Genomic DNA, 26,332 nt, shown 5'->3' with positions numbered 1-26,332 from the left:
TCAGCAAGCCTCGATCACAGGATCGTGCAGCGCGACCATGGCGTCGCGAGCCCAGCGTGCCGTGATGCGCTGCCCGGTCTGGTGGTGCGCGCTGGCGTCCACCCATTGGGTGTTGGGCTGGCTGACGCTCAGGGTCTGACCGTTGTCGAGCTTCAGTTCGTACCGGGTGGCGCTGCCCTGGTACTGGATGTCATGCAGCAAACCGCTCACTTCGATTTCATGAGGGGCAGCTGGGCCATCCGCGAACCGGATGTGCTCGGGGCGAATCGAGAAGGCTGCGCAGTGGCCGCACAGCCGTTGTGCCAGTTCGCCTCGCAATACGTTGGAGGTGCCGACGAACTCGGCGACGAAGGCAGTGGCCGGCTTCCTGTACAGATTGCGCGGCGTGTCGACCTGCTCGATCCGACCCTTGTTGAACACCGCGACGCGGTCCGACATGGACAGCGCTTCGGTCTGGTCGTGAGTCACGAAAATAAAGGTGATGCCCAACTGGCGCTGGAGCTTTTTCAATTCGCTCTGCATCTGTTCGCGCAGTTTGAGGTCAAGGGCGCCCAGGGGTTCGTCGAGCAGCAAGACGCGGGGGCGGTTGACCAGCGCGCGGGCCAGGGCCACCCGCTGGCGTTGCCCGCCGGACAATTGCACGGGCTTGCGGTCGCCATAGCCCGCCAGCGCGACCATGTCCAGTGCTTCATCGGCGCGAGCCAGGCGTTCACGTTTGGCGACACCTTTGACTTTCAAACCGTAGGCGACGTTGTCACGCACGTTCATGTGGGGGAACAGGGCGTAGTCCTGAAACACCGTATTGACGTCCCGTTGATACGGCGGCACGCCCGCAGCCTCTTCGCCATGAATGCGGATCGAACCTGCAGTGGGCTGTTCGAAGCCGGCGATCAGGCGCAGGCAAGTGGTCTTGCCCGAGCCCGATGGGCCGAGCATGGAAAAGAACTCGCCGTCCTCGATGTCGATGGAGACCCGGTCTACGGCCTTCACATCGCCGAACGAACGGGAAACTTGAGTGAACTGGACTGCAAGGGTCATGGTGAAACCTCAAGTGGAAGCGAAGGCCTATTCAGCGTTTCGCCGGATGAAGCGCACAGGCGGGATGGGCGGAGACTCACGGCGGATGAGGCTGTGCTCCAGATCGTTTCCACCCTCGGCGCGTCATCGCTCGCCAGCGCTTCGATCAACGCCGCGTCGGTAACACGCGCCGAGGGGTACGTTTTCACGCAAGCGATGGCAAGCCGGTGCAAGCATGGAAACGATCGGACAGCACCGGACTAACGCCCACCCATGATTGCGATGTAATCCTGTGTCCATCGGCTGTACGGCACATACTTACCCCCCTCGGCCTGCGGGGTCTTCCAGAAGGCGATCTTGTCGAACAAGTCGAACCCATTGGTGGCGCAGCCTTCGGCGCCCAGCAATTCATTGCCTTTGCACGCCGCCGGTACGACGGGCAGCGAACCGAACCAGGCGGCGACGTCACCCTGGACTTTCGGTTGCAACGACCAGTCCATCCATTTGTACGCGCAGTTCGGGTGCTTGGCCTGCGCATGCAACATGGTGGTATCCGCCCAGCCGGTGGCGCCTTCCTGCGGGATGGTCGAGGCGACCGGCTGTTTGTCCGCAACCAGGCCGTTGACCATGTAACCCCACGAGCTGGATGCCACGACGCCTTCGTTTTTCACGTCACTCATTTGCACGGTCGCGTCATGCCAGTAGCGATGCACCAAGGCGTGTTGCGCGCGCAGCAGGTCGAGCACGGCTTTGTACTGGGCTTCGGTGAGTTGGTAGGGGTCTTCGATTTTCAGCTCGGGTTTGGCGGTCTTCAGGTACAGCGCCGCGTCAGCAATGTAGATCGGGCCGTCGTAGGCTTGAACCCGACCTTTGTTCGGCTTGCCGTCCGGCAAGTCCTGGGGTTCGAACACCACGCTCCAGCTGACCGGCGGCGTCTTGAACACTTGCGTGTTGTACATCAAGACGTTCGGGCCCCACTGATAGGGTGTGCCGTAGGTTTGCTTGTTGACGGTGTACCAGGGGCCGTCCTTAAGGCGGGGATCGAGGGTTTTCCAATTGGGGATCAGATCGGTGTTGATCGGTTGCACGCGCTGGCCCGCCACCAGGCGCAAGGAAGCGTCACCCGATGCGGTAACCAGGTCATAGCCACCCTTGGTCATCAGGCTGACCATCTCGTCGGAGGTGGCAGCGGTCTTGACGTTCACTTTGCAGCCGGTCTCCTTTTCGAAGCCGGTGACCCAGTCATAGGCCTTGTCGCTCTCGCCTCGTTCGATATAGCCCGGCCACGCCACGATATCCAGCTGACCTTCGCCGTCGCCGACACGGGTCAGCGCTTCAGCGGCCTGCACTGTGCCGGTGGTGAACATGGCGGTGACTACGGCTCCCAACAAGACGTTTGTTTGCACTGACATATGGGTTCCCTCTTTGACTTATGGTTGGCAGGAAATCAGTGGCGGGGAGCGCCGTTGGAAGTCCCCAAACGCAGGCGCTCCTCGGTTTTCTTGTTATTGCTTTGAACTCAATCTCGACTGCACGCTGGTCGGGTGCTTAAAGCGCGTAACTGCTCCTAGCCATGATGTGCCGGACAACGCTGTAGTCCTGTAGCGAATCACTGGATAAATCCTTGCCGTACCCTGAGCGTTTCAGGCCGCCGTGGGGCATTTCGCTGGTCAGCATGAAATGGCTGTTGATCCAAGTGCAGCCGTACTGCAGGCGGGCCGCGACCTGCATGGCCTTGTCCAGGTTCTGCGTCCAGATCGACGACGCCAGGCCATATTCGGAATCGTTGGCCCAATCCAGGGCTTGCGACAGCCCATCGAAGCGGGTCACGGTGACCACCGGCCCGAACACCTCGCGCTGGACGATCTCATCCCCCTGTTTGCAGCCTGCCAGCAAGGTGGGTTGGTAGAAGAACCCAGGCCCCGAATGCACGGCGGCGCCGGTGATGCGTTCGATATGAGGCTGGCTCAGCGCCCGCTCGACGAAGCTGGCCACCCGGTCACGCTGGCGCGTGCTGATCAAGGGCCCGATCTCATTGTCCGCGTCGCGTCTGCTCGCGAAACGCAGGCTGGCGACTGCCGAGCCCAATTCGGCGACCAGCTTGTCGTGTATACCGGCCTCGGCGTAAATGCGACAGGCCGCGGTGCAATCCTGGCCTGCGTTGTAATAACCGTAGGTGCGGACACCTTCGACCACCGCCGCGATGTCCGCGTCATCGCAGACGATCACCGGCGCTTTGCCCCCCAGTTCAAGGTGGGTGCGTTTCAGGGTCTTGGCCGCCGCCTGCAGGATTTTCTGGCCGGTCACGATATCGCCGGTCAGTGACACCAGCCTGACTTTCGGGTGGCTCACCAAATGGCTCCCAACGCCTTCGCCGCCACCACAGACGATATTGATCACGCCCCTGGGCAGCCGCTCGGCCAACAGCGGGACCAGCGCAAGAATCGACAGCGGCGTATGTTCCGACGGCTTGAACACCAGCGTATTGCCCGCCGCGAGGGCCGGAGCGATCTTCCAGGCGGCCATCATGATCGGGTAATTCCAGGGCGCGATGGATGCGACGACGCCGATCGGATCGCGCCGCACCATGCTGGTGTGGCCCGCCACGTATTCGCCCGCCAGTTGCCCGGTCTGACAGCGTACGGCACCGGCAAAAAAGCGGAACACGTCGACGGTGGCCGTCAGGTCGTCCTGCCGGGCGAGGTGCAGGGGCTTGCCACAGTTGAGCGCTTCCAACTGGGCGAGGTGATCGGCATTTTTTTCGATGGCATCGGCGATGCCGAGCAGGACGTTCGCGCGGAATTGCGGTGTGGTGCGCGACCAAGCGTCAAATGCGCGGTTGGCCGCGAGAATCGCGCTCTCGACCTGGTCGGTACTGGCTTCGGCGATTGCGGTCAGCACTTCGCCCGTGGCCGGATTGAGGATCGGTTCGACGATCCCCTCGCCGGCGACTTGTTCACCGTCGATCAGCAGTGCAGTCAAAAACCGATCATTCGAGCAGCCTGCCATTGTTTGAGCTTCCCTGTGGCGAAGTGGAACGAGTCAATGTTTGAAGCGGCTCCCTTGAAAGATGCCGATACACTTTGACGCCCCAAGCTCAGAGCCTAGTGTCCGCATCGGCGCTCGACAAATGCTTAATTCTGAAACCCCCGTTCGATTAAATCGAAGGCCTGCGCCCTGGATGAGGTTGTTCTCGCGCGACACTCAGAAAGGGGTCGACCAGTGACGGGCGCGCCGTACCCCGCCGCCACGCCAGTCCTACATCGAGTGTATGGGTCAGGTCGGCGATAGGACGGGCTTCGATGATGTCCCCCTCCAGCGACCACGGACGGTATGTCATGTCCGGTTGGATCGAAACCCCAAGGCCCGCCGCCACCAGGCTTCGGACCGCCTCGGTGGAGGCTGTGCGCAGGCTGACTTTCGGTTGCAGGCCTATGCGCGACCAGATGCGCTGGGCATTGCTGCCCATCTCGTCGACGTTGAGTTGAATGAGCGGCTCGCATGCGACGTCGGCCAGGTTGATGTTGTCATGTTCCAACAGAGGATGCTGGGCCGGGAGCCATAGCCGGTAAGGCGAGTGCGTGAGCACTTCGGTCTGCAAGGCATGGCGATCCTCAAGGTTGGAGAGGATCAACACGCCAATGTCGATCTCACCGCTGACCAGCAGATGCTCGATGTAGGGGCGCTCATCTTCCATCACGCGGAGGTCGACGTTGGGGTAGGCGCGCTGAAACCGCGTCAGCAGATCGGCGAGGTAATAGCCTGCCACCAGGCTGGTCACGCCGATCACCAACTGCCCGGCCACCTGTTCGGCGCCTTGTTGCAAGCTGCGCTTGGCGTTTTCCACCGTGGCCAGAATCAGGTGGGCCTGCCGCAGAAATTGGTGCCCCTGATGGGTGAGGGTCATGCCTTTGGCGTGGCGGCTGAACAAGGTAACGCCGATCTCTTCCTCCAGCTGCTGGATGGCCAGCGTCAGGGTGGATTGGGAGATGAACACCGCCTGCGCCGCTGCGGAAATCGATCCGGTTTCGGCCACTGCGATGAAGTGGCGGATTTGGCGTAACGTCATCATGTGAGCCGTTCCCGTCTTTTTTGGAATTCGACGAGTGTATATCGTTTTTTTCGAATGGCCCGGCTCGCCCCTGCAACATCTGGAAGCACAGTCGGAAACGGCAACTGAGGACTTCGCCTTAACCTGCGTGTCGGACCGTTTAAGTGTTTTCAGGAGGTGCCCATGAATACCCGAGGTTTACTTGATCAGTTGCTGAAATCCGGCCAGGACCTGTTGCAAAACAAGGCGGGTCAGTCCGGTCGTTCTCCTTCTCAAAGCCAGGGCACCCAAGGCGGCCTCGCCGATCTGCTCGGCAAGGCCGGTGGCGCCAATCTGGGAGGGCTGTTGTCCGGCGCGGGCGGTGGCGCGCTGGCAGCGGGGGCGATGGGGTTGCTGCTGGGCAACAAAAGTGCGCGCAAGATCGGTGGCAAAGTGCTGACCTACGGCGGCCTCACGGCGCTGGGTGTGCTGGCCTACAAGGCCTACGGGAACTGGCAGGCCAATCAGGCAAGCGCAGGGTCGGCTCAGCCTCAGACCGTCGACCGTGTGCCGCCCGCCCAAGTGGAACAGCACAGCGAGGCGATCCTGCGGGCATTGGTGGCGGCGGCCAAGGCGGACGGCCATGTTGATGACAATGAACGGCAATTGATCGAGGGTGAGTTCACGCGGCTGACGGGCGATGAGGAATTGCAGCACTGGCTCCACGCCGAGCTGCACAAGCCGCTGGACCCTGCCGAGGTCGCGCGGTCGGCTCACACACCTGAAATTGCCGCCGAGATGTACCTCGCCAGTGTGATGATGGTCGATGAAGAGCACTTCATGGAGCGGGCATACCTGGACGAACTGGCCAAACAGCTCAAACTTGCCCCCGACTTGAAAGCCGAGTTGGAGAATCAGGTCCGCCAAGCGCAGCCATAACTCGCCACGGCAAATCGAAGCAGACTCGGGAAGGGCAAGCCCGGCGGTGGCTTGCCGTCTCCCTGGGGCCGGATCTCGACCGCTGCCCGAGCCCGCAACTTCCTTTCCCTTGCCTCAAGTCCCCGTACCTCTTCGCGGCGCCGTTGGACGTTAATGGGCGCCATGAGCCCCATCGGCAACTTCCCTATCAGGTAAAGCTTTGGTCGGCCGATAACGTGTCAGAAGTTTCCTTTATATGTGTGCGTTATTGCGTATGTCGTGTCGGAAACAGCCCAGTTAATTAGTAAGGCACTAGGCTATACTCCGCTCGCGTTGGGCCGTCTGTCGGTCCGCTTCTTGAACCCGGTCTTGCCGGTGTTGAACTCTTGAGGGCTGACTGTGAAGAACTGGACGTTGCGTCAACGTATTTTGGCGAGCTTCGCTGTAATCATCGCCATCATGTTGCTGATGGTGATTGTGGCTTTCAACCGCTTGCTGGTCATTGAAAGCAGCGGCGATGAAGTACGGCTCGACGCGCTACCGGGGGTTTATTACAGCAGCACGGTGCGCGGCGCCTGGGTTGAAAGCTACATCCGCACCCAACAGTTGCTCGCCGAAGGTGCGGGGCGTCCTCTGACCAACGCTGAGGAAGATCAGTACAAAGAGTACGATGACCGCCTCCAGAGCCAGATTGCCGCGTATCAGAAAAGTATTTTTGAAGAGAGCGATCGCAGTGAGTTCGCGCAGTTTCTGCAACTGCGTGAACGGTTCGGGCTGGTGCTCAACGGCATCCTGTCGGCCTATCAAGGTGACAACTTCGCGATGGCCCAGCGCATCTTTACCGAACAGCTGACCCCGATGTGGTTCGAGGGTCGCAAGGTGCTCAATGCGCTGGGTACCAAGAACAAAATCAATGCCGATCGCGCATCGGACAACATTCAGGCCGCGGTCTACAGCGCCAAGATCACCTTGGGCATCTCGCTGATCATCGCAGTGCTGGTCGCCGGTATCTGTGGCCTGCTGCTGATGCGCGCCATCCTGGCGCCCATGAATCGGATCGTCAGAATCCTCGACGTGATGCGGACCGGCGACCTGAGCAGCCGTCTGAACCTGGAGCGCAAGGACGAATTCGACGCGGTGCAGACCGGGTTCAACGACATGGTCACCGAGCTCGCAGCGCTGGTGTCCCAGGCGCAGCGCTCCTCGGTTCAGGTCACCACATCGGTGACCGAAATCGCCGCCACCTCCAAGCAGCAGCAGGCCACCGCCACTGAAACCGCGGCCACTACCACCGAAATCGGCGCCACGTCCCGCGAGATCGCCGCGACGTCTCGGGATCTGGTGCGCACCATGACGGAAGTGACCTCGGCTGCCGATCAGGCTTCGATCCTCGCCGGATCCGGTCAGCAGGGCCTGGCACGAATGGAGGAAACCATGCACTCGGTGATGGGGGCCGCGGATCTGGTCAACTCGAAGCTGGCTATCCTCAATGAGAAGGCGGGCAACATCAATCAGGTGGTGGTCACCATCGTCAAGGTCGCCGATCAGACCAACCTGTTGTCGTTGAACGCCGCCATCGAGGCCGAAAAAGCCGGTGAATACGGCCGCGGATTCGCCGTGGTCGCGACGGAGGTCCGGCGCCTGGCGGACCAGACGGCAGTCGCCACCTATGACATCGAACAGATGGTGCGAGAGATTCAGTCGGCGGTCTCGGCGGGCGTGATGGGCATGGACAAGTTTTCCGAAGAGGTACGTCGAGGGATGTTCGAAGTCACCCAGGTGGGCGAACAGCTCTCGCAGATCATCCATCAGGTGCAGGCGCTGGCGCCGCGCGTGTTGATGGTCAATGAAGGCATGCAGGCCCAGGCCACGGGTGCCGAACAGATCAATCAGGCGCTGGTGCAATTGGGCGATGCCAGCAGCCAGACCGTGGAGTCGCTGCGCCAGGCCAGCTTTGCCATCGACGAGTTGAGCCAGGTGGCAGTGGGCCTGCGCAGCGGCGTCTCGCGATTCAAGGTCTGAGTCGGTCCATGACGGAGCATTCAGCCAAGCGCGGCGCGCGGTCGTTGCCGTCGAACAAGCTGTTCCTGATGTTTCGCATCGGGAAGGAGCGCTACGCCCTGGAGGCCGCCGAGGTGGCTGAAGTCCTGCCGCGTCTGGCGCTCAAGCCGATTGCGCGCGCGCCCCATTGGGTCGCGGGTGTGTTCGCTCATCGAGGCGCGGTGGTGCCGGTGGTCGATCTCAGTGCGCTGACCTTCGGCGAAACGGCGCCGCAGCGAACCAGCACGCGTCTGGTGCTGGTGCACTACCGACTGGGGGGCGATCGTCCGGCGCAGCGTCTGGGGCTGATCCTCGAACAGGCGACGGACACCCTGCGGTGCGCGGTGGACGAATTCAAGGCATATGGCCTGGACAACCGTGAGGCCCCTTATCTGGGACCGGTGCGGGAAGACGAAACGGGGCTGCTGCAGTGGATTCGCGTACAGGACCTGCTCACCGACGAGGTGCGCGACCTGCTGTTTCCTGCCCGTCCCATGGACTTCGACACCCTTGATTCCCTCGGGGCCGCACCATGACATCGGACGCGCGCTTTTTCGCCTTCCTCAAGAGCCGCATCGGGCTGGACGTCGCCTCCGTCGGCGAGGCGATCATCGAGCGAGCGGTTCGTCAGCGATGCGCGCTCAACAAGGCCGAGAGCGCCGATGCCTATTGGCAGTTGCTGCACAGCAGCGCCGAAGAACAACAGGCATTGATCGAGGCGGTGATCGTGCCTGAGACTTGGTTTTTCCGTTACCCGGAATCCTTCGGCACGCTGGGCAAGCTGGCGGCAGCGAGGGTGGCGCAGTTGAACGGTGCCCGACCGCTGCGCATCCTCAGTCTTCCGTGCTCCACCGGCGAAGAGCCTTACTCGATTGCCATGGCCTTGTTCGATGCAGGCTTGCAGGCCACCCAGTTCAAAGTCGAAGCGGTGGACATCAGCCCCCTGTCACTGCAAAGGGCACGTCGCGCCGTGTACGGCAAAAATTCCTTCCGCGGGGATCAACTGGGGTTCCGTGAGCGCCATTTCACTCAGGTCGAAGACGGTTACCTGGTCAGCGAGAAGGTCCGTGAGCAGGTCGGCTTCCAGACCGGCAACCTTCTCGACCCCGCGTTGACAGTCGCGCAGTCCGCCTATGATTTCGTGTTCTGTCGCAACCTGCTGATTTACTTCGACCTGGACACCCAGCGACAGGGGTTCGAAGCATTGAAGCGCATGACCCGTGAAGATGGATTGCTCTTCATCGGGCCCGCCGAAGGCAGTCTATTGGGGCGAATGGGCATGGTGTCCATCGGCATCCCTCAGTCATTCGCGTTCCGGCATCGAACCGAGCCTGTGGCTGATCCGTTCGCGGTACCGCCGACTGCTGCGACGTTGCCGATCAGGCCTGTCGCAGCGCCGCAAGTCAGTAACAGACCGCCGCCGGCGCCGCGTCCAAACCCAGCGCCCAAATCCTTCGGCCCGGCGCCCGTGCGCAGCCCTGCGCCGGGGGCGCCTCCGCCAGCCGGGGAAGCGGCAACCCTGCTCGCCAGCATCAAGCAATTGGCCAACGAGGGTAAAACCGCGGAAGCCAGGCGGGCTTGCGAGCAGTATCTGAAAAGCCATGAGCCCGTGGCGCCGGTGTTTTATTGGTTGGGGCTGCTCAGTGAAGTCAGTGGCGATGGCGTCGGTGCACAAGGCTTCTACCGCAAGGCGCTGTACCTGGAACCGCAACACCCTGAAGCGCTGGCGCAACTGGCCGCGCTGTTGGCTGCGCAAGGCGATAGCGCAGGTGCCAGACGCCTGCAGGAGCGTGCCGCCCGCGGCGTGAACAAAGAAGGACGGAGTCGATGACCAGCGTACACAGTGAATTGATCAGCGACGCCGCGCAGGCCATCGATGACTGCTGGAACCGGATCGGCATCCATGGCGATCGCTCCTGCCCGCTGCTGGTCGATCACATTCATTGTCGCAACTGCTCGGTGTACTCCGCCGCCGCTACGCGCTTGCTGGATCGTTATACGCTGGCGCAGGAACATCGCGTTGTGGTTCAGAGCGATGAGCTGGACAACGACGTCAAGACGCGCTCACTGGTGGTCTTTCGTCTCGGCGAAGAGTGGCTCGGCCTCCCAACCCGGTGCTTGGTGGAAGTCTCGCCCGTGCAAGCCATCCATTCGCTTCCCCATCAACGGTCCCGGGCATTGCTGGGCGTTGCCAATGTGCGTGGTGCGTTGGTGGCTTGCCTGTCGTTCGTCGAACTGCTCGGGCTCGATGTTTCGTTTGCCCCGGTCAACACCGGGCGAGTCATGCCGCGCATGCTGATCGTCGCCGCGCAGGGCGGGCCGGTGGTGGTGCCGGTCGATGAAGTCGACGGCATCCATGCCATCGAAGCCCGTCTACTGGACGGCGCATCCGGCTCCGCGCAAAACGCCAACGCCCGTTTCACCAAGGGGGTGGTCCAGTGGAAAAACCGCAGCCTGCGCCTGTTGGATGAAGAACAGCTGTTGTCGGCAGTGAACCGGAGCCTCACATGACGCCTGATCAGATGCGCGACGCTTCACTTTTCGAGCTGTTCACCCTCGAAGCCGAAGCCCAGACCCAGGTGTTGAGCGCAGGTCTGCTCGCCCTCGAGCGCAATCCGACTCAGGCCGACCAGTTGGAAGCGTGCATGCGCGCCGCTCACTCGCTCAAGGGCGCCGCCCGGATTGTGGGCGTCGACGCGGGCGTCAGCGTCTCCCACGTCATGGAGGATTGTCTGGTCGAAGCCCAGACCGGCCGCTTGCATTTGAAGCCCGAACACATTGATGCGCTGTTGATGGGCACCGACATGCTCATGCGCATCGCGACGCCGGGCGAGAGCAAGGTGACGCAAGCCGATGTGGACGGCTACGTCGCGCTGCTGAATGACCTGATCAACCCGGGGGCACATCACGCCGTGCCAATGCCGACCGCTGAGCCGTCGATGGAGGATTTACTCCTGGCCAATGCCCAGGCGCTGGTGGAATCGGTGCAGTCCGCTCATGCGCCTTTGGTCCCTGAGCCCTCGGCCGAACCCGAGCCCCCCGTGACCGCTTCGCCCCCCGTCAATGAGCCGACGCTGCCCCATGCCCCTGACGAGATCGACGGCGACGCCGAGGTGTCTGTCAAGGTCGACCGGCGGCGCGAGCGGCGGGTGACGGAGGGAGGCGAGCGGGTGTTGCGGGTCACCGCAGAGCGGTTGAACAACCTGTTGGACCTTTCGAGCAAGTCACTGGTCGAGACTCAGCGTCTGAAGCCGTACCTGACGGCGATGCAACGGGTCAAGCGTTCCCAGACGGGAGCGAGTCGGGCGCTGGACAACCTCGACGCGCTACTCGGTGCCAATGTCGACCCCGATGCCCAGAAGGCGCTGGAGGAAGCACGCCGCTTGTTGGGCGAAGCGCAGCACTTATTGATCCAGCAGACCTCGGACCTGGACGAGTTTGGCTGGCAGGCCGCTCAGCGGGCGCAACTGTTGTACGACACAGCACTGGCGTGTCGCATGCGCCCGTTTGCCGATGTGTTGGCTGGTCAGGTGCGCATGGTGCGAGACCTGGGCCGCTCGTTGGGCAAACAGGTGCGGCTGGAAATCGAAGGTGAGAAAACCCAGGTCGATCGCGATGTTCTGGAAAAGCTCGAAGCGCCACTGACTCACCTCCTGCGCAACGCCGTGGATCACGGCATCGAATTGCCCGAGCAACGTCTGGCATGCGGCAAGCCCGCCGAAGGGCTGATTCAGCTCAAAGCCTCGCACCAGGCGGGGCTGCTGGTGGTGGAGCTGATCGACGATGGCGCGGGCATCGATCTGGAACGTCTGCGTCGCAGCATCGTTGCGCGCAAATTGTCGCCGGAGGAAACCGCAGCGCAATTGAGCGAAGAAGAGTTGCTCAGCTTCCTGTTCCTCCCGGGGTTCAGCATGCGAGACAAGGTCACTGAAGTGTCGGGGCGTGGTGTCGGTCTCGATGCCGTGCTGCACATGGTCCGGCAGCTGCGCGGCGGTGTCGATTTGCATCAGCAGGCGGGGCAGGGCAGCCGGTTCCACTTGGAAGTCCCGCTGACGCTGTCGGTGGTGCGCAGTTTGGTGGTTGAAGTCGGCGGTGAAGCCTACGCCTTCCCGCTGGCGCACATCGAGCGCATGCGCGATGTCGCGGCGGATGAAATCGTACAACTGGAAGGGCGACAGCACTTCTGGCACGAAGAGCGACACGTGGGCTTGGTCGCTGCGAGCCAATTGCTCAATCGTCCCGCCAGCCAGGACCACGCCGACCTCCTCAAAGTCGTGATCATCCGAGAACGCGACGCCGTGTATGGCGTGGCCGTGGAGCGTTTCATCGGCGAACGCACGCTGGTCGTGTTACCGCTGGACCCGCGGCTGGGCAAGGTACAGGACATTTCCGCCGGGGCGTTGCTGGACGATGGATCGGCGGTGTTGATCATCGACGTCGAAGACATGTTGCGCTCGGTCGAAAAGTTGCTCAGCACCGGGCGACTGGAGCGCATCGACCGGCGCAATCGCCAGGCCGATGCTCAATCGCGCAAGCGGGTGCTGGTGGTCGACGACTCGCTGACGGTCCGCGAGCTGGAGCGCAAGCTGTTGCTCAGCCGCGGGTACGAGGTGGCCGTGGCCGTGGACGGCATGGATGGCTGGAATGCCCTGCGTGCCGAAGATTTCGATTTGCTGATCACCGACATCGACATGCCGCGCATGGACGGCATCGAACTGGTGACCCTGTTGCGGCGCGACAGCCGGTTGCAGTCGTTGCCGGTCATGGTGGTGTCATACAAGGATCGTGAAGAGGATCGCCGTCGAGGCCTGGACGCCGGCGCCGACTATTATCTGGCCAAGGCCAGTTTTCATGACGACGCGTTGCTCGATGCCGTCGTTGAGCTGATAGGAGATGCGCAGGGATGAAGATCGCCATCGTCAACGATATGCCCATGGCAGTCGAGGCACTGCGGCGCGCGTTGGCATTCGAACCGTCGCATGAGGTGGTGTGGGTGGCAGGCAATGGCGCGGAGGCGGTGCAGCGCTGCGCCGAGTCGACGCCTGATTTGATATTGATGGATTTGATCATGCCGGTCATGGACGGTGTCGAAGCCACGCGGCGCATCATGGCCGCCACCCCCTGCGCCATCGTGATTGTGACTGTAGATCGGGAACAGAACGTCCACCGAGTATTCGAAGCCATGGGCCATGGTGCGCTCGACGTCGTCGACACCCCGGCCATCGGAGCGGGCAACCCAAAAGAAGCCGCCGCACCTTTGTTGCGCAAGATACTTAATATAGGCTGGCTTATCGGTCAACGGGACAGCCGGGTTCGTCCGGCACCCCCGCCCGTGCGCGAAGCGCCGCAGCGTCAGGCGCTGGTCGCCATCGGTTCTTCCGCTGGGGGGCCTGCGGCGCTTGAAGTGTTGCTCAAAGGGCTGCCGAAGGATTTTCCGGGGGCCATCGTGCTGGTTCAGCATGTGGATCAGGTGTTTGCAGCCGGGATGGCACAATGGTTGAGCAGTTCTTCCGGACTCCCTGTACGATTGGCTTGCGATGGCGAGCCGCCTCAGGCTGGTGCCGTGCTGCTGGCAGGCACCAACCACCACATCCGGTTATTGAAAAACGGCACGTTGGCCTACACCGCCGAGCCGGTGAACGAAATTTACAGACCCTCGATCGACGTGTTCTTCGAGAGCGTAGCGACGTATTGGAATGGTGATGCAGTGGGCGTTCTGTTGACAGGCATGGGCCGGGATGGTGCCCAGGGACTCAAGCTGATGCGTCAGCGTGGATTCCTCACCATCGCCCAGGACCAGCAAAGCTGTGCGGTGTACGGCATGCCCAAAGCGGCTGCCGCGATTGACGCCGTCATGGAGATTCGCCCGCTGGACAGCATCGCGTCTCGGTTGAACGAGGCATTGACCCAATGAATTTCCAGGTGATTTCACAGCCGGACTGTGACCAGGAGCCCCTGAATGCATGACTTGCAACTGGACGAGTTGCACACCACGGACGAAAACGCGGCCATGGTGTTGCTGGTCGACGATCAGGCGATGATTGGCGAAGCCGTCCGGCGCGGCCTGGCAAACGAAGAAAACATCGATTTTCATTTTTGCGCCGACCCGCACCAGGCGATCGCCCAGGCGATCCAGATCAAGCCGACCGTGATATTGCAGGACCTGGTGATGCCGGGCCTCGACGGCCTCACCTTGGTGCGCGAATACCGCAACAACCCGATGACCCGGGACATCCCGATCATCGTGCTGTCGACCAAGGAAGATCCGATGATCAAGAGCGCGGCCTTTGCCGCTGGCGCTAACGATTACCTGGTCAAGCTGCCGGACAACATCGAACTGGTGGCTCGCATCCGCTACCACTCGCGGTCGTACATGACACTGTTGCAGCGGGATGAGGCCTACAGGGCCCTGCGCGTGAGCCAGCAACAGTTGCTGGACACCAACCTGGTCCTTCAACGCCTGATGAACTCCGACGGCCTGACGGGGCTGTCGAATCGTCGTCATTTCGACGAATACCTCGAGCTGGAATGGCGCCGAGCCATTCGCGAGCAGACCCAGTTGTCGTTGCTGATGATCGATGTCGATTATTTCAAGGCCTACAATGACAACTTCGGTCACCTGGAAGGCGACGAAGCCCTTCGCCAGGTCGCCAAGGCGATTCGCGCCAGTTGCAGTCGCCCCTCCGACTTGCCCGCGCGCTATGGCGGTGAGGAGTTCGCGCTGGTCCTGCCCAACACCTCGCCGGGTGGTGCGCGACTGCTGGCCGAAAAGCTGCGTCAGACGATCTCCGGCATGAGCATTGCGCACATCGCCCCCACCGAAGGTTCGAGCCTGACCGTCAGCATCGGCCTGGCGACCCTCGTGCCAGCGGTGGGCAGCCACAGTCGCCAACTGATCCAGATGGCCGACCAAGGGTTGTATTCGGCCAAGCATAATGGGCGCAATCAGGTGGTGGTGGGAGGCTGAATGCCCGTCCGCTTGTTCTCAGGGCTTTCGAATGAGCCCTCCTGAGGTTGGCGCAAGCGAGGTCGCGGCCAGCTTCAGGAGGGTTTTTCACATCCGTTGAACGGTTGAGGGTTGCACTGCCTCGTCCGCGACGCTGCCACAGAACGCGCTGCTTCCTATCTGATAATGTCCAGTTTCAGGATCGGCAACCACAGGCCTCCGGTTTTCGAGACCCAGATGGAGTGCCGGAACTCGCATCAATGCGGTATACTCGCGGGCTTTGTGAAATTCGCCTGCGAGTCCTGACGACCATGGAAATCAACCCGATCCTGAACACCATCAAGGACCTGACCGAACGCTCCCAGTCTATTCGGGGGTATCTTTGACTACGATCACAAGAGTGACCGTCTGATCGAAGTCAACCGCGAGCTGGAAGACCCCAACGTCTGGAACAAGCCCGAGTACGCCCAGGCCCTGGGCCGCGAGCGCGCCATGCTGGCGCAGATCGTCGACACCCTGGACGAGATGGCCAGCGGCCTGGCCGATTCCCGCGAATTGCTCGACATGGCCGTCGAAGAGAACGACGAAGGCGCCGTCAATGACGTCGTCGAGTTGCTCGAAGGCCTTGAGGCGTCGCTGGCCAAGCTCGAATTCCGCCGCATGTTCAGTGGCGAGATGGACATGAACAACGCTTACCTGGACATCCAGGCCGGTTCCGGCGGCACCGAAGCGCAGGACTGGGCGAACATCCTGCTGCGCATGTACCTGCGCTGGGCCGACAAGCGCGGTTTCGACGCCACCATCATGGAACTGTCCGAAGGCGAGGTCGCCGGAATCAAGGGTGCGACCGTGCACATCAAGGGTGAATACGCCTTCGGTTGGCTGCGCACCGAGATCGGCGTCCACCGCCTGGTGCGCAAGAGTCCGTTCGACTCCGGTGCACGTCGTCACACGTCGTTCTCGGCGGTGTTCGTTTCGCCGGAGATCGACGACAAGGTCGAGATCGACATCAACCCCTCTGACCTGCGGATCGACACCTATCGCTCGTCCGGTGCCGGTGGTCAGCACGTCAACACCACCGATTCGGCGGTGCGTATCACCCACGTTCCAACCAACACCGTGGTCAGCTGCCAGAACGAACGCTCCCAGCACGCCAACAAGGACACCGCGATGAAAATGTTGCGGGCCAAGCTGTACGAGCTGGAAATGCAGAAGCGCAACGCCGCATCCCAAGCCCTTGAAGACAGTAAGTCGGACATCGGTTGGGGTCACCAGATCCGTTCCTATGTCCTCGATGATTCGCGTATCAAGGACCTGCGCACGGGTGTGGAGCGCAGCGACTGCAACAAAGTCCTGGACGGCGACCTCGACGGTTACCTGGAAGCCAGCCTCAAACAGGGGCTGTAATCGCGACACTCCCGTTGCGGGCCCGGCACACGCTCCACGGCGGCCGGCCCGCGATCCCTTGCCGTCGGCAAGACGCAACGAACCTGTGATGGAAAATCTGAAGACATGAGCGACCAACAACTCGATCCGCAAGCCCTGCAACAGGAAGAAAACACCCTGATCGCACTGCGCAAGGAAAAGCTTGCTGCCGAGCGCGCCAAGGGCAACGCCTTCCCCAACGACTTCCGCCGCGAAAACTACTGCAATGACCTGCAGAAACAGTACGTGGACAAGACCAAGGAAGAACTGGCTGAGGCGGCGATTCCGGTCAAGGTTGCAGGTCGCATCATGTTGAACCGTGGCTCGTTCATGGTCATTCAGGACATGACCGGTCGCATCCAGGTCTACGTCAACCGCAAGACGTTGTCGGAAGAAACGCTGGCGGCGGTAAAAACCTGGGACATCGGCGACATCATCGCCGCCGAAGGCACCCTGGCACGCTCTGGCAAAGGCGACCTGTACGTCGAAATGACGAGCGTGCGGCTGCTGACCAAATCCCTGCGTCCGTTGCCGGACAAGCATCACGGCCTGACCGACACCGAACAGCGCTACCGCCAGCGTTACGTCGACCTGATGGTCAACGACGAGGTCCGCGAAACCTTCCGCGTGCGGTCCCAGGTGATCGCCCATATCCGCAGCTTCCTGATGAAGCGTGATTTCCTTGAAGTCGAAACGCCCATGCTGCAGACCATCCCGGGCGGGGCGGCGGCCAAGCCGTTTGAAACCCACCACAATGCACTGGACATGGCCATGTTCCTGCGCATCGCCCCGGAGCTTTACCTCAAGCGGCTTGTGGTAGGTGGGTTCGAAAAAGTGTTCGAGATCAACCGCAATTTCCGTAACGAAGGGGTATCGACCCGTCACAACCCCGAATTCACCATGTTGGAGTTCTACCAGGCCTACGCCGACTACGAAGACAACATGGACTTGACCGAAGAGCTGTTCCGCGAGCTTGCGCAATTGGTGCTCGGCACGACCGATGTTCCCTATGGCGACAAGGTGTTCCATTTTGGTGAGCCGTTCGTGCGCCTCTCGGTGTTCGATTCGATTCTCAAATACAACCCGGACATTTCCGCCGATGACCTGAACGACATCGACAGGGCGCGGGCCATCGCCAAGAAAGCCGGTGCGAAGGTGCTGGGCTTCGAAGGCCTGGGCAAACTGCAAGTGATGATTTTCGAAGAACTGGTCGAGCACAAGCTGGAGCAGCCGCATTTCATCACCCGCTATCCGTTCGAAGTATCGCCGCTGGCGCGTCGCAGTGATGACGATCCGAGCGTCACCGACCGTTTCGAGCTGTTCATCGGCGGGCGCGAAATCGCCAACGCGTATTCCGAGTTGAACGACGCGGAAGACCAGGCCGAGCGTTTCATGCAACAGGTGGCTGACAAAGACGCCGGTGACGACGAAGCGATGCATTACGACGCGGACTTCGTGCGTGCTCTCGAATACGGCATGCCACCTACGGCAGGTGAGGGCATCGGCATCGATCGCCTGGTCATGTTGCTGACCAACTCGCCATCGATTCGCGACGTGATCCTGTTCCCCCACATGCGGCCTCAGGCGTAATTGTCGAAAAAACGAGCCGCCCGGTGAGGGCGGCTTTTTTTTGCCCGGCAGGTGAGTGCCGCCTGCGCTCAAGGCGAACTCGAACCCGTAACTCCAAGCACTGACTGAAAAGGAAAAACCTGTCGTGAATCGCGTGACCGCTCAAAAGGGAGCCGCTGGCCTGGCCACAGCCGTCGCAGAGAGTGTTCAGTACCAGGGGCGCAAGGCCAGCCGACAGGGGAGCGAGCAACGTCGTCAGCAAATCCTCGACGCGGCCATGCGCATCGTTATCCGCGATGGCGTGCGTGCAGTGCGCCACCGTGCGGTGGCCGCCGAAGCCCAGGTCCCGCTTTCGGCCACCACGTACTATTTCAAGGACATCGACGACCTGCTGACCGACGCTTTTGCTCAGTACGTTGAGCGCAGCGCCGCCTACATGGCCAAGCTGTGGACGAACACCGAAGCGCTGCTGCGTGAAATGGTGGGGCGCAACGACGGCAGCGCCGAGGCGCGCGCACGGTTGGCCGATGAGATCGCACGCATGACGATGGAGTACGTGCGCCACCAGTTGCAGACCCGCCGCGATCAATTGATCGCCGAGCATGCGTTTCGCCTCGAAGCGCTGATCAATCCACGGCTGGCATCGCTGGTCGCTGCCCACCAGGAAATCCTGCTCCAGGGAAGTGCCCAGTTTCTCGAGGTTGTGGGCTCCAACCGGCCCCACATTGATGCTCAAGTGTTGACGGGCGTGATCGGCCGGATGGAATATCAGGGGCTGCTGGGGGGGCAAAGGCCCGACGCAGACCAGGAAATGCTCGCTATCCTTACCCGCCAGATGCACCTGGTGCTGGGCGCCGAAGGGGCGGCGACGGATTGAGCATTTTTCATTAAGGCGGGATCAGGAGAACGCGATGAAAGCCAGGAGCGTCTTGCTCGCCTTGTCGTTCGTGCTGTTGAGCGGGTGCCTGGTGACGTTCAACGATCCTATTCCGACTCGCGATACCGCACCTCCCAGATTGCTGGGCACCTGGACCAGCAAAAATGCCTGGGGCGAGCCGCTGGAGCTTGAGATCACCCGAGCGGGCGCCGATCAATACAAGGCCGTGAGCTACCGCAAGGGCGACCGCAAGAATCGGGACGAGTACGCCTTTACCGTGTCGCGTCATGGCAGCCGCTGGTATGTATCCGCCGCGCTTCCAGAAAAGTATGGCGGCCACTATGTGATCGCGGGCTTCGATTTGATCGACAACGACAATGCTGCCGATGAGTTGGTGATCTACGACCTGGATCTGGAACGGGTGCAGCAGTTGGTCGATCAGAAGGTCTTTGAAGGGCGCCCTACGGAAACCGAGAAAGGCGATGGTGTGCTGATCACGACCCCTCTGGACAACGTTTTCGCTTACCTGGATGACAGCGCCAATTCCGACATCTTTCTCTCGGCAGCCAAATACCAGCGCATGGCCAAATAGCACGTGAACCAGTCACAGGAGTACCGGGTGGACGAATACCAGCAGACCATACGCATGTTGTCCGATCGTATCGTGTTGGCTCAAACGCCGATTCGCGTGCTCGATGCCGTGAAATGGGACGACAGCATCCGCAAGAATTTCCTCGCCGCCAAAGGCAAGCAGCTTCCGGAAGTGGATCGTGCGTACTACGAAAATCGCCCGTTGGGCTTCGACTCCAGTGCGGTGAAGCTGGAATTTCAAAACATCGAACGGGACATCACCCGGCAATTGGGGCAGTTCAACCCGGTCGGGCAGATCATGCGGCGTATGTGCAAAGAGTACCGGATGGTCATCCGTATGCTCGAAGCGCGGGGCACTGCAGATTTCGGCCTGATTTCGCAGGAGCTTTACGGCGCGGCGTCCGACGCTTTCCATGCCGGCGACCCTACGCTGTCGGATCTGGGGTTGATGCTCTCCGATTACCTGAACAACATCGCCGGGCGCGGTGACCTCAAGGACGAGCCCAAGACGCTCAATGCAAAAGACGCCGTGGCGATGCTGCAAAGTCGTCTCAATCGTACGTTCGGTGAAGCAGAAGAGACCATCAGGGTATTCGAGTCCGATGGCATCGTGGCGGACGCTGCAGCGGGGGCGGACTACATCAAGATTCGCAGCGACGCGATGTTCAATGAGCGCGACGTGCGTGCGCTGGAAGTCCATGAGGGGCTGGTCCACGTGGGCACCACGCTCAACGGGCAGAACCAGCCCATCTGCACCTTCCTGGCCAAAGGGCCGCCTTCATCGACCATCACTCAGGAAGGTTTGGCGATTTTGATGGAAGTGATCGGTTTTGCGTCCTACCCAAGCCGCTTGCGCAAACTCACCAACCGCACCCGGGCGATTCACATGGCTGAGGAGGGCGCGGATTTCCTCCAGGTGTTCGAGTTCTACCGTGATCAGGGGTTTGGTATGGCGGAAAGCTACGGCAATGCCAGCCGCGTTTTCCGCGGGTCCGTACCGAATGGCCTGCCATTCACCAAGGACTTGTCCTACCTCAAGGGCTTCATCATGGTTTACAACTACATCCAGTTGGCCGTGAGGAAGGGCAAGTTGGAGCAAGTGCCGCTGTTGTTTTGTGGCAAGACCACACTGGAAGACATGCGCACGTTGCGTCAATTAGTGGATGAGGGGCTGGTGGTGCCGCCCAAGTACTTGCCCGAGCAATTCCGTGACATGAACGCGCTGTCCGCCTGGATGTGCTTCTCCAACTTCCTCAATCACCTGAGCCTCGACCGGATCGAAGCGGATTATTCGAATATCCTCTGACCCGAGAATGCGCGGGCCCGCTCGCGCCTGCCGACCATGTTTCGACATCGAAGAGAAGGCCATCGTTTGAAGCTGCTCACCTCGCTCCTTTTGCTGTTGTGCCTGTGCGGCTGCAGCCAGCTCCTGTTCTACCCCGAACGTGAAGTGCCACTGACCCCGGACAAGGCCCGGCTCGCCTGGCGTGACGTCACCCTCACCGCTGCCGACGGGACGCGCCTGAACGCCTGGTACCTCCCGGCCAAGCCGGGGGTCCCCGTCAAAGGGACGGTGCTGCACCTGCACGGCAACGGCGGCAACATGGCCTGGCATCTGAGCGGCAGCGGCTGGCTGCCGGAGCAGGGCTATCAGGTGCTGTTGCTGGATTACCGCGGCTATGGTCACTCCCAGGGCGATCCTGCGCTGCCCGCGGTTTATCAGGACATCGACGCCGCCTTCGACTGGCTGGACCATGCGCCGGAGGTTCAGGGCAAGCCTTTGGTGGTGCTCGGGCAAAGCATCGGCGGCGCGCTCGGCGTGCATTACCTGGCAGAGCACCCGCAACAGCGGTTTCGAATCAAGGCCCTCGTGCTGGACGGCGTACCCGCCAGCTACCGGGAAGTGGCCCGCTACACCCTCAGTACCTCTTGGCTGACATGGGCCTTCAAACGGCCGCTGTCCTGGGTGATTCCGGACGGTGACAGCGCCATCAACGGCGTCGCCCAGTTGAAAGGAACACCCATTCTGTTGTTCCAGAGCCTGGACGATACGCAGGTGCCGCTGCACAACGGCATCAGCCTGTATCAGTCGGCGCCGCTTCCCCGCGTGCTGCAATTGACCCGCGGTCCGCATGTGCAGACTTTTGGCGACCCGACCTGGCGTGAGGTCATGGTTCGTTACCTGGACGACCCTCAGCACTTCAACGGCCTGCGACGTCTCGCCGAAGTGCCCAACTACCCAGACACTGATTCGGCGAGTAGATCGCCTGACGTGCGTTCTCAGGCCCCGACAGTCGAGCGCGCGCAATGACTGGGGAGCGTAATCTGATCCCGCAGATTCTCACCGGCATCGTCTGCATATTCGGCACGGTGGGGGTGCTTTGGTACTACGGCTATCTGCATTTCGCCAAGCCGGAAGATGCGTTGGAACTGAGCCAGTTCACCTTGCTCAAGACCGTGCCCGGTCAGGATTACAAAGCGGCGCTGGAGCCTGCACGGCAAGTCGCACAGTGCATCGAAGGGGTGTTGGTCATGTTCGATACGGAGCAGAAAGGCCTGACAGGCGTGTTGGTCAACGACCGCAGGCAAGCGATACGGTGCATGGGGCAGCAGACACCGCAAAAGATCGATCAAGGGGGTTAAAGCTGTAGGCCCAACCAGATTCACGCCAATAGCTTCGGATGAGACAAGAAAAAGCCCCGCCAAGGCGCAATGCCAAGCGGGGCTTTTTTCTTTAGCGGTTACCGATCATTGCATCGAGGAGCGCGGTGCAACCGGCTGGTTATCGTTGGAAATGGTCACTTCCACACGACGGTTCATGGCGCGGCCCGAGTTGCTGTTGTTGTCTGCAACGGGGTATTCCTTGCCATAACCCTGAGCAACTACACGGTCCATGCTCACGCCCATTTTGATCAGCGCCGTGCGCACCGAGTTAGCGCGACGCTCGGACAGCGATTGGTTGTAGCTGTCGGAACCGGTGCTGTCGGTGTAGCCCTCGACAATCACCTTGCGATCAGGGTTTTCCTGCAGGAATTGGGCGAGTTTGTTGACGTTGACCAGACCGGCGGACTTGAGCTCGGATTTATTCAGGTCGAACAGCACGTCGCCAAAGGTCACCAGCGTGCCGCGTTCGGTCTGCTTGGCGTTCAGGCTGTTCTGCAGCGCCTTGATCTGTGCGTCGCGGGCATCCAGACGCGCTTGTGCACGCTGAGCCGCTGCGTTTTTCAGATCGTTTTCGGCGGTCTTCAGGTTGATGGTCTGTTTGGCCAGCTCGACGCGCTGGTTGGTCAGGTAGGCCAGTTGATCGACTTTTTTCTCGTCGTCATGGTTGCGGTACGCGGCGTCTGCCTTGTCCAACCACTCGCTGGCGTCTTTGGTTTCCAGCGCGGCCAGTTCAGCCGCTTTCGGGTTGCTTTGCAAGGCGGAGAAGTTGGTGCGAGCTTGTTCCAGGTTCACGTTGGGCTGCGAGGAGCAAGCTGCCAGACCGACGCTCAGGGCCAACAGGGCAGGAATGAGTACTTGTTTACGCATAATAGTTTCGTCCTTTAAATCCAATGGCAATGCACGAGGTGCGAAGGGTTACTGGCTGACTGGCTGAACCTGACGCAGGCCTTCTTCACGCAGTTCGTTGACGCCCTGACGTGCGTCCTGCACCGCTTTCTGCGCCTTGGCCGCCTGAGCCTTACGCTCGGCTACGCGGGCATCCCACTCCGCCTGTTCGGCGTACTTGCGCGCCTCGTCGTACTTCTTCTCTTGCATGGCCAGTTCGGATTGCTTGAACTTGTCCTGGGCGGCTTTCATTTCAACCGGCGCGAACTCGGTCGCTCCAGCAGTGACTGCGGCGTTGACGGCAGATTGGGTCACGGCGTACTGCTCGCTTGGCGGTTTTCCCGCGCAACCGGCGAGCAGTGCGGTAGTGCCCAGTACCAGGGCGGCCAGCTTGAGTCCGCGCAGGCCTTTGAACGAAGGGTTGGCAGTGCGGGTAGTCATGGTGGTCAACTCCATTTTTTAACTCCTGAAAACGAGAGGATCCATTTCAGTGGTTGGCCTGGCGGGGGGCGATCATTCGATCTGAGCCCCGCTGCCATTGGTCGGCTTTTTCTGTAATGGCTAACTGCTCGGACATGCCGATTTTTTGAATAGTTCAGATGTTTTTGTTCTCAAGACCTGACGTTTTGTTTCGTGTTGTAAATGTGGCGCTAAAAAATTGACGCAGGAAAATACCGCGCCGCCCGCTGCTTGCGGGTGGCCCGGGTTCTGTTTTCGGCGTGAAAACGACGTCGCGATCAGTGCTGCTGGCTGTCTATCTGGTCGGTCAAATCCTGCAGATAACGCCGCGACAACGCGAGGAAGCGCGGCGTCGGACCTACATCTTCATACAGCGGATCGCCTTCTTCGTCAGTGGCAACGACATGTTGACCCTGGATGTAAGGAAAGCTGGCCTCGAGCTCTTCTAACGCCGCGCCGAGCAGTTCGCCCATCAGTTCTTCCGGGGAGCGTTTGGGGTACATTTCGGCCAGCGCCGCCAGGCGAGCCGCGGCCTCGATGTCCAGGTGCACGGAATAGGCGGTTGGAGTGAGGCGACCTTTTGCCGAATCTTCTCACTGTTTTGCCAGCTCACGAATTTTCATAACGACCTCTTCACGTTCCCGCATGATGGCGGGCCAGGGGGGATTGTCGAATCTCAGGAGACCCGCCCATGAGCGTAGCCCGCTGGGTGCGGGCGTGACGCCAAGGGTTGCGTCGATGCATCGATTTGTCGCTCTATACACAGAGATAGAGGCAAAACGGATGAGGGCGTTCAGTTTCGGCTGGGCGCGCTGGCTCGGAACAGAACAACAAAAGCGCTAGAGGAGAACGCTGGATGGCTGATATCGATGCGCGCTTGCGCGAGGACGTTCATCTTTTGGGTGAGCTGTTGGGCAACACGATTCGGGATCAGCACGGGGCTGATTTTCTGGAAAAGATCGAGCGCATCCGCAAGAGTGCCAAGGCCGGACGTCATGGTTCGGCGCAGGGCACCGAGCAGTTGAGCTCCAACCTTGAGAGCCTGGGCGAAGACGAATTGCTGCCAGTGGCGCGGGCGTTCAACCAGTTCTTGAACCTGGCGAACATCGCCGAGCAGTATCAACTGATCCATCGCCGTGATGACAGCAAGCCTCAGCCGTTCGAGGCGCGGGTGCTTCCCGAACTGCTGGAGCGTTTGAAGCAATCCGGGCAGTCACCTGACGCATTGGCCCGGCAACTCGGCAAGCTGGAGATCGAACTGGTGTTGACCGCGCATCCCACTGAAGTAGCGCGGCGTACCCTCATTCAAAAGTACGACGCCATCGCGGCGCAATTGGCTGCACTGGACCACCGCGACCTGAGTCGCCTGGAGCGACAGCAGATCACTGAGCGCCTCCAGCGCCTCATCGCCGAAGCCTGGCACACGGAAGAAATTCGTCGGGTTCGTCCCACCCCGGTGGATGAGGCCAAGTGGGGCTTCGCGGTGATCGAAAACTCACTCTGGCAAGCGATTCCCAATTACCTGCGCAAGGCCGATCACGCACTGCACGCGGCGACCGGCCTGCACCTGCCGTTGGAAGCGGCACCGATCCGCTTTGCCTCCTGGATGGGCGGCGACCGAGATGGCAATCCGAACGTCACGGCAGCGGTGACACGCGAAGTGCTGTTGTTGGCGCGTTGGATGGCTGCCGACCTGTACCTGCGCGATGTCGATCAACTGGCCGCCGAACTGTCGATGCAGCGAGCCAGCCCGGCACTTCTGGCGGTGGCGGGCGACAGCGCCGAACCCTATCGCAGTGTGCTCAAGCACTTGCGCGAACGCCTGCGTGCCACCCGCAATTGGGCACACGCTTCGCTCAAAGTGACTCAACCGGCACCGGAAGGCGTGTTGCACAGCAATCGCGACCTGCTCGAGCCGCTGCAGTTGTGTTTCCAGTCGCTCCACGAATGCGGCATGGGCGTGATCGCCGATGGTCCGTTGCTCGATTGCCTGCGTCGTGCGGTCACCTTCGGCCTGTTTCTGGTCAAGCTCGATGTCCGGCAGGACTCCACGCGGCACAGTTCGGCGATGACCGAAATCACCGATTACCTTGGCCTGGGACGTTACGAAGAGTGGGAGGAAGAGAAGCGGGTCGAATTTCTGCTGCGTGAGTTGAACAACAAACGCCCGCTGCTGCCCGCGCATTTCAAGCCGGCCGCCGACACGGCAGAGGTGCTGGCGACCTGTCGAGAGGTGGCCGCCGCCCCGGCAGCGTCGTTGGGTTCGTACGTCATCTCCATGGCCGGTGCGGCCTCCGACGTGCTCGCGGTGCAACTGCTGCTCAAAGAAGCCGGCTTGCAACGTCCGATGCGCGTAGTGCCGTTGTTCGAGACACTCGCCGATTTGGATAACGCCGGGCCTGTCATCGAACACCTGCTGAGTCTGCCGGGGTATCGCGCCCGCTTGAGCGGGCCGCAGGAAGTCATGATCGGCTATTCCGACTCGGCCAAGGACGCTGGCACCACGGCGGCGGCCTGGGCACAGTACCGAGCGCAGGAGAAACTCGTCGACATTTGCCGCGCTCACCAAGTGGAGCTGCTGTTGTTCCACGGCCGAGGCGGCACTGTGGGGCGAGGCGGGGGACCGGCCCACGCCGCCATTCTGTCGCAACCGCCGGGCTCGGTGGCTGGGCGTTTCCGTACCACTGAACAAGGGGAAATGATCCGCTTCAAGTTCGGTTTGCCGGATATCGCCGAGCAGAATCTGAACCTGTACCTCGCTGCCGTGCTGGAGGCGACGTTGCAACCGCCGCCCATGCCCGAGCCGGCCTGGCGGCAGATGATGGATCAACTGGCGGCAGACGGGGTGAAGGCTTACCGGGCCGTGGTCCGGGAGCATCCGGAGTTCGTCGACTATTTCCGCCAAGCCACC

Annotated in this window: 22 protein-coding genes and 1 pseudogene; 16 read left to right on the top strand and 7 right to left on the bottom strand. The window is 61.2% G+C overall.

The genetic code is table 11. The features are described 5' to 3' along the window. From N5D61_RS25515 to N5D61_RS25500, 4 genes are all read right to left on the bottom strand, one after another. The gene (locus N5D61_RS25515; protein ID WP_279894650.1) at nt 1-1,038 is read right to left on the bottom strand and encodes an ABC transporter ATP-binding protein; all 1,038 of its coding nucleotides are present in this window, start codon (nt 1,036-1,038) and stop codon (nt 1-3) included. Between the two features lie 239 nt (nt 1,039-1,277). Continuing rightward, complete coding sequence (gene ydcS, locus N5D61_RS25510) at nt 1,278-2,429, bottom strand: putative ABC transporter substrate-binding protein YdcS (protein WP_279894649.1); 1,152 nt, start codon at nt 2,427-2,429, stop codon at nt 1,278-1,280. A gap of 136 nt (nt 2,430-2,565) precedes the next feature. Beyond that, entirely contained in the window at nt 2,566-4,026 is a 1,461-nt protein-coding gene (locus N5D61_RS25505; RefSeq protein WP_279894648.1) for a gamma-aminobutyraldehyde dehydrogenase, read from the bottom strand. A 148-nt stretch (nt 4,027-4,174) separates the two neighbouring features. Continuing rightward, nucleotides 4,175-5,089, bottom strand: coding sequence for a LysR substrate-binding domain-containing protein (locus N5D61_RS25500; RefSeq protein WP_279894647.1), 915 nt, complete (start codon nt 5,087-5,089; stop codon nt 4,175-4,177). Between the two features lie 162 nt (nt 5,090-5,251). Between N5D61_RS25500 and N5D61_RS25495 the strand changes: the two genes are divergently transcribed. The 15 genes from N5D61_RS25495 (at nt 5,252) to N5D61_RS25425 (ending at nt 22,056) form a co-directional block, all read left to right on the top strand. Next, the gene (locus N5D61_RS25495) at nt 5,252-5,986 is read left to right on the top strand and encodes a tellurite resistance TerB family protein (protein ID WP_108235833.1); all 735 of its coding nucleotides are present in this window, start codon (nt 5,252-5,254) and stop codon (nt 5,984-5,986) included. Between the two features lie 378 nt (nt 5,987-6,364). After that, nucleotides 6,365-7,987 (top strand): methyl-accepting chemotaxis protein, encoded by a 1,623-nt coding sequence (locus tag N5D61_RS25490; protein WP_108235832.1) that lies wholly within the window; start codon nt 6,365-6,367, stop codon nt 7,985-7,987. Nucleotides 7,988-7,995: 8 nt separating this feature from the next. After that, on the top strand, nt 7,996-8,541 hold the full coding sequence (locus tag N5D61_RS25485; protein WP_108235831.1) for a chemotaxis protein CheW: 546 nt from the start codon (nt 7,996-7,998) through the stop codon (nt 8,539-8,541). Further along, nucleotides 8,538-9,836 (top strand): protein-glutamate O-methyltransferase CheR, encoded by a 1,299-nt coding sequence (locus N5D61_RS25480; RefSeq protein WP_108235830.1) that lies wholly within the window; start codon nt 8,538-8,540, stop codon nt 9,834-9,836. Before N5D61_RS25485 ends, N5D61_RS25480 begins: the two co-directional genes overlap by 4 nt. Further along, entirely contained in the window at nt 9,833-10,516 is a 684-nt protein-coding gene (locus N5D61_RS25475) for a chemotaxis protein CheW (protein WP_108235829.1), read from the top strand. The genes N5D61_RS25480 and N5D61_RS25475 overlap by 4 nt, the downstream gene beginning before the upstream one ends. Next, nucleotides 10,513-12,912, top strand: coding sequence for a hybrid sensor histidine kinase/response regulator (locus tag N5D61_RS25470; protein WP_279894646.1), 2,400 nt, complete (start codon nt 10,513-10,515; stop codon nt 12,910-12,912). The genes N5D61_RS25475 and N5D61_RS25470 overlap by 4 nt, the downstream gene beginning before the upstream one ends. Continuing rightward, nucleotides 12,909-13,919 (top strand): chemotaxis response regulator protein-glutamate methylesterase, encoded by a 1,011-nt coding sequence (locus tag N5D61_RS25465; RefSeq protein ID WP_279894645.1) that lies wholly within the window; start codon nt 12,909-12,911, stop codon nt 13,917-13,919. Before N5D61_RS25470 ends, N5D61_RS25465 begins: the two co-directional genes overlap by 4 nt. Before the next feature lie 45 nt (nt 13,920-13,964). Beyond that, nucleotides 13,965-14,972: a PleD family two-component system response regulator gene (locus N5D61_RS25460; protein ID WP_108235826.1), complete on the top strand. Its 1,008-nt coding sequence runs from the start codon at nt 13,965-13,967 to the stop codon at nt 14,970-14,972. A gap of 290 nt (nt 14,973-15,262) precedes the next feature. Beyond that, nucleotides 15,263-16,358 (top strand): peptide chain release factor 2 gene (gene prfB / locus N5D61_RS25455; protein WP_108236036.1). Its coding sequence is split into 2 segments (ribosomal slippage): nt 15,263-15,334 and nt 15,336-16,358, totalling 1,095 coding nucleotides; the frame shifts between segments, so codons are not numbered across the junction. Nucleotides 16,359-16,463: 105 nt separating this feature from the next. Further along, a complete protein-coding gene (gene lysS / locus N5D61_RS25450) occupies nt 16,464-17,966 on the top strand; it encodes a lysine--tRNA ligase (protein ID WP_108235825.1) in 1,503 nt (500 codons plus the stop codon). A gap of 124 nt (nt 17,967-18,090) precedes the next feature. Beyond that, nucleotides 18,091-18,822, top strand: a complete 732-nt coding sequence (locus N5D61_RS25445) for a TetR family transcriptional regulator (protein ID WP_279894644.1) — start codon at nt 18,091-18,093, stop codon at nt 18,820-18,822. Between the two features lie 34 nt (nt 18,823-18,856). Next, complete coding sequence (locus tag N5D61_RS25440; protein WP_108235823.1) at nt 18,857-19,414, top strand: hypothetical protein; 558 nt, start codon at nt 18,857-18,859, stop codon at nt 19,412-19,414. Nucleotides 19,415-19,468: 54 nt separating this feature from the next. Then, a complete protein-coding gene (locus N5D61_RS25435) occupies nt 19,469-20,719 on the top strand; it encodes a flavohemoglobin expression-modulating QEGLA motif protein (protein ID WP_177410988.1) in 1,251 nt (416 codons plus the stop codon). Between the two features lie 66 nt (nt 20,720-20,785). Further along, on the top strand, nt 20,786-21,724 hold the full coding sequence (locus N5D61_RS25430; RefSeq protein WP_279894643.1) for an alpha/beta hydrolase: 939 nt from the start codon (nt 20,786-20,788) through the stop codon (nt 21,722-21,724). Next, nucleotides 21,721-22,056 carry a hypothetical protein gene (locus N5D61_RS25425; RefSeq protein ID WP_279894642.1) on the top strand — a complete coding sequence of 112 codons (336 nt, stop codon included), beginning with the start codon at nt 21,721-21,723 and terminating at the stop codon, nt 22,054-22,056. The genes N5D61_RS25430 and N5D61_RS25425 overlap by 4 nt, the downstream gene beginning before the upstream one ends. Nucleotides 22,057-22,161: 105 nt before the next feature. Here N5D61_RS25425 and N5D61_RS25420 read toward each other — a convergent pair whose 3' ends face one another. The 3 genes and pseudogenes from N5D61_RS25420 to N5D61_RS25410 all read right to left on the bottom strand — a co-directional run bounded on the left by N5D61_RS25420 (nt 22,162) and on the right by N5D61_RS25410 (nt 24,044). Further along, entirely contained in the window at nt 22,162-22,944 is a 783-nt protein-coding gene (locus tag N5D61_RS25420; RefSeq protein ID WP_279894641.1) for an OmpA family protein, read from the bottom strand. A gap of 48 nt (nt 22,945-22,992) precedes the next feature. Then, nucleotides 22,993-23,418, bottom strand: coding sequence for a DUF4398 domain-containing protein (locus N5D61_RS25415; RefSeq protein WP_108235818.1), 426 nt, complete (start codon nt 23,416-23,418; stop codon nt 22,993-22,995). Between the two features lie 281 nt (nt 23,419-23,699). Then, a pseudogene (locus N5D61_RS25410) lies at nt 23,700-24,044 on the bottom strand (pilin assembly protein). A 233-nt stretch (nt 24,045-24,277) separates the two neighbouring features. On the opposite strand from N5D61_RS25410, the gene ppc reads away from it, so the two are divergent. Further along, nucleotides 24,278-26,332: phosphoenolpyruvate carboxylase (gene ppc, locus N5D61_RS25405; RefSeq protein WP_279894640.1), on the top strand; the 2,055-nt coding region annotated here is incomplete at its 3' end.

This window comes from Pseudomonas sp. GD03842 (assembly GCF_029841165.1).
Lineage (GTDB): Bacteria > Pseudomonadota > Gammaproteobacteria > Pseudomonadales > Pseudomonadaceae > Aquipseudomonas.
The sequence above is the reverse complement of the archived record's forward strand: the minus strand, read 5'-3'. Positions and strand labels throughout refer to the sequence as shown.

What these genes read in the sequence shown, in the direction of transcription:
- N5D61_RS25415 (WP_108235818.1), bottom strand. Translation starts at nt 23,418, where the DNA reads ATGGAGTTGACCACCATGACTACCCGCACTGCCAACCCTTCGTTCAAA.
- N5D61_RS25480 (WP_108235830.1), top strand. Translation starts at nt 8,538, where the DNA reads ATGACATCGGACGCGCGCTTTTTCGCCTTCCTCAAGAGCCGCATCGGG.
- lysS (WP_108235825.1), top strand. Translation starts at nt 16,464, where the DNA reads ATGAGCGACCAACAACTCGATCCGCAAGCCCTGCAACAGGAAGAAAAC.
- N5D61_RS25500 (WP_279894647.1), bottom strand. Translation starts at nt 5,089, where the DNA reads ATGATGACGTTACGCCAAATCCGCCACTTCATCGCAGTGGCCGAAACC.
- N5D61_RS25420 (WP_279894641.1), bottom strand. Translation starts at nt 22,944, where the DNA reads ATGCGTAAACAAGTACTCATTCCTGCCCTGTTGGCCCTGAGCGTCGGT.
- N5D61_RS25440 (WP_108235823.1), top strand. Translation starts at nt 18,857, where the DNA reads ATGAAAGCCAGGAGCGTCTTGCTCGCCTTGTCGTTCGTGCTGTTGAGC.
- N5D61_RS25425 (WP_279894642.1), top strand. Translation starts at nt 21,721, where the DNA reads ATGACTGGGGAGCGTAATCTGATCCCGCAGATTCTCACCGGCATCGTC.
- ydcS (WP_279894649.1), bottom strand. Translation starts at nt 2,429, where the DNA reads ATGTCAGTGCAAACAAACGTCTTGTTGGGAGCCGTAGTCACCGCCATG.
- N5D61_RS25435 (WP_177410988.1), top strand. Translation starts at nt 19,469, where the DNA reads ATGTTGTCCGATCGTATCGTGTTGGCTCAAACGCCGATTCGCGTGCTC.
- N5D61_RS25495 (WP_108235833.1), top strand. Translation starts at nt 5,252, where the DNA reads ATGAATACCCGAGGTTTACTTGATCAGTTGCTGAAATCCGGCCAGGAC.
- N5D61_RS25465 (WP_279894645.1), top strand. Translation starts at nt 12,909, where the DNA reads ATGAAGATCGCCATCGTCAACGATATGCCCATGGCAGTCGAGGCACTG.
- N5D61_RS25485 (WP_108235831.1), top strand. Translation starts at nt 7,996, where the DNA reads ATGACGGAGCATTCAGCCAAGCGCGGCGCGCGGTCGTTGCCGTCGAAC.
- N5D61_RS25475 (WP_108235829.1), top strand. Translation starts at nt 9,833, where the DNA reads ATGACCAGCGTACACAGTGAATTGATCAGCGACGCCGCGCAGGCCATC.
- N5D61_RS25470 (WP_279894646.1), top strand. Translation starts at nt 10,513, where the DNA reads ATGACGCCTGATCAGATGCGCGACGCTTCACTTTTCGAGCTGTTCACC.
- N5D61_RS25515 (WP_279894650.1), bottom strand. Translation starts at nt 1,038, where the DNA reads ATGACCCTTGCAGTCCAGTTCACTCAAGTTTCCCGTTCGTTCGGCGAT.
- N5D61_RS25505 (WP_279894648.1), bottom strand. Translation starts at nt 4,026, where the DNA reads ATGGCAGGCTGCTCGAATGATCGGTTTTTGACTGCACTGCTGATCGAC.
- N5D61_RS25460 (WP_108235826.1), top strand. Translation starts at nt 13,965, where the DNA reads ATGCATGACTTGCAACTGGACGAGTTGCACACCACGGACGAAAACGCG.